Raw genomic sequence first — 2,229 nt, forward strand, 5'->3', positions numbered from 1 at the left:
TCGTCGGCATGACGGTCTACCTCGTGACCATGATGGTGCTGGCCGCGGGCTTCGACCCCTGGCTGCTGGTGCCGCTGCTGCTCTGGACCGCGGCCTATATCGGTGCCTGCTGCTACTTCGTGCCGCGGCTGGGCGCCGTGGGCAAGGCCCAGGCCGACGCGCGCTCGCAGATGACCGGGCGCATCACCGACGCCTATACCAACATCGCGACCGTCAAGCTGTTCGCGCACACGCGCCGCGAAGCCGAATTCGCGCGCTCGGCGATGGAAGCCTTCCGCCTCACGGGCAATGCGCAGATGCGGCTCGTGAGCCAGTTCGAAATCGCCAACCATGTGCTGATCGTGCTGCTGATTCTCGGCAGCAGCGGCCTGGCGCTGTGGCTCTGGGTGCAGGGCCAGGTCGGCGCGGGCGCGGTGGCGGCGGTGACGGCGATGGCGCTGCGCATCTCGGGCCATGCGCGCTGGGTGATGTGGGAAATGACCAGCCTGTTCGAAAGCGTGGGCACGATCCAGGACGGCATCAACACGCTGACCCATCCGCCGACCGTGCGCGACGTTGCCGGTGCGCGCCCCCTGCAGGTCACGCGCGGTGAAGTCCTGTTCGAGAACGTGTCGTTCGGCTACCGCGACGGCAAGGCCGTGATGGAACAGCTGAACCTGCACATCCGCCCCGGCGAACGCATAGGCCTGATCGGCCGCTCGGGCGCGGGCAAGTCGACGCTGGTCAACCTGCTGCTGCGCTTCCACGACCTGCGCTCGGGCCGCATCCTGATCGACGGCCAGGACATCTCCCAGGTCACACAGGACAGCCTGCGCCAGGCCATCGGCATGGTCACGCAGGACACTTCGCTGCTGCACCGCTCGATGCGCGACAACATCCTCTACGGCCGCCCCGACGCCAGCGAAGCCGACCTGCAGGCCGCGATCGCGCGCGCCGAGGCTGCCGACTTCATCGCCCAGCTCAATGACCGCCATGGCCACCAGGGCCTCGCCGCCCAGGTCGGCGAGCGCGGCGTCAAGCTCTCGGGCGGCCAGCGCCAGCGCGTGGCGATCGCGCGCGTGATGCTCAAGAACGCGCCCATCCTGCTGCTCGACGAAGCGACCAGCGCGCTCGATTCCGAAGTCGAAGCCGCGATCCAGGAGAGTCTCTACAAGGTCATGGAAGGCAAGACCGTGATCGCCATCGCCCACCGGCTGTCGACGATCGCGGCCATGGACCGGCTGATCGTCATGGACCAGGGCCGGATCGTGGAAGAAGGCACGCACCAGCAACTGCTGCAACTCGGCGGTGTCTATGCGCGCCTTTGGTCCCACCAGAGCGGCGGCTTCCTGGGCGAGCCGCTCGACGGCCCGCTCTGAAAGCGGCCGCTACCGGTCAGTTAGTGCCGCGCTCAAGGCGAGGCATGAATCGGCAGCGGGCGATAGTCTTGGGCGCTGCGGCTGTAGCCTTGCGAGCTTTGTTGCTGCGACATGGAGGCCTTGTCGCTTCGGCTGTCACCCCATGGGCGATGGCCCATGCAGCCCGACAAGGTGAGAACGACAGCGACGCATGCCGCTGCCAGGGCATATGGATTGCGTTTCATACAAGCCTTTCTGAGTTGCGGGAAAACCCGTGCTCAAAAGCATGCGCCTGCGCGAGTGGATGCGGCCGACCTCCAGGCTGTAAGCGAGGTAAATTTGACGTACAAAGCAAACGTTTGTTCTCGAAGAGTAATTTTTCGGAAACAAGACACCAACCTGGAAACTGCCATGACGCTGACGCGGCGCATGGAGCAGCGGCGGCTAGCGATCCTCCGTCCCCGTGGATGCCAAACGGTGGAAATGGCGATCGGGATCAGCGCCATGGGGCGCCCAACGGTGGTAGCTGCTGGAGCCGTCGCGACTGCCCATGGACATTGACCCCCCGCCCTGCGGAGGAGGCACCATGCAAGCGGACAGGCTAAGAATGGCGACGATGCCGGCCGCCATCGAGCCCCATTGATTAAGTGTCATAACAGGCCTTTCAAAGTTCCGGAACAGCCCGGATCCTCACAGAATGCGCGATCTGGCGACCGACGGCGCAGCTCTCGGCCGGCCTTACTCGTAAGCGAAGTAACATACAAGAACGAAGACAGGAGCCATGTGCAATAGATGTAAATTCTGCTCACACCTGGCGCTTCAGCCCTGGAAATTCTTGCTGCGACAAGGCGCCTAATCCGATCGCCTCCCAAGGTCGCAGCCGACCCGGGCA

Annotated in this window: 1 protein-coding gene; it reads left to right on the forward strand. The window is 64.7% G+C overall.

The window, feature by feature from the left end:
• Positions 1 to 1,358, forward strand: a 1,358-nt coding sequence (locus tag D3H34_RS31865; protein ID WP_147400552.1) for an ABC transporter ATP-binding protein, incomplete at its 5' end; no start/stop codon positions are given.
• Positions 1,359 to 2,229: the final 871 nt, after the last annotated feature.

This window comes from Acidovorax cavernicola, from assembly GCF_003581445.1.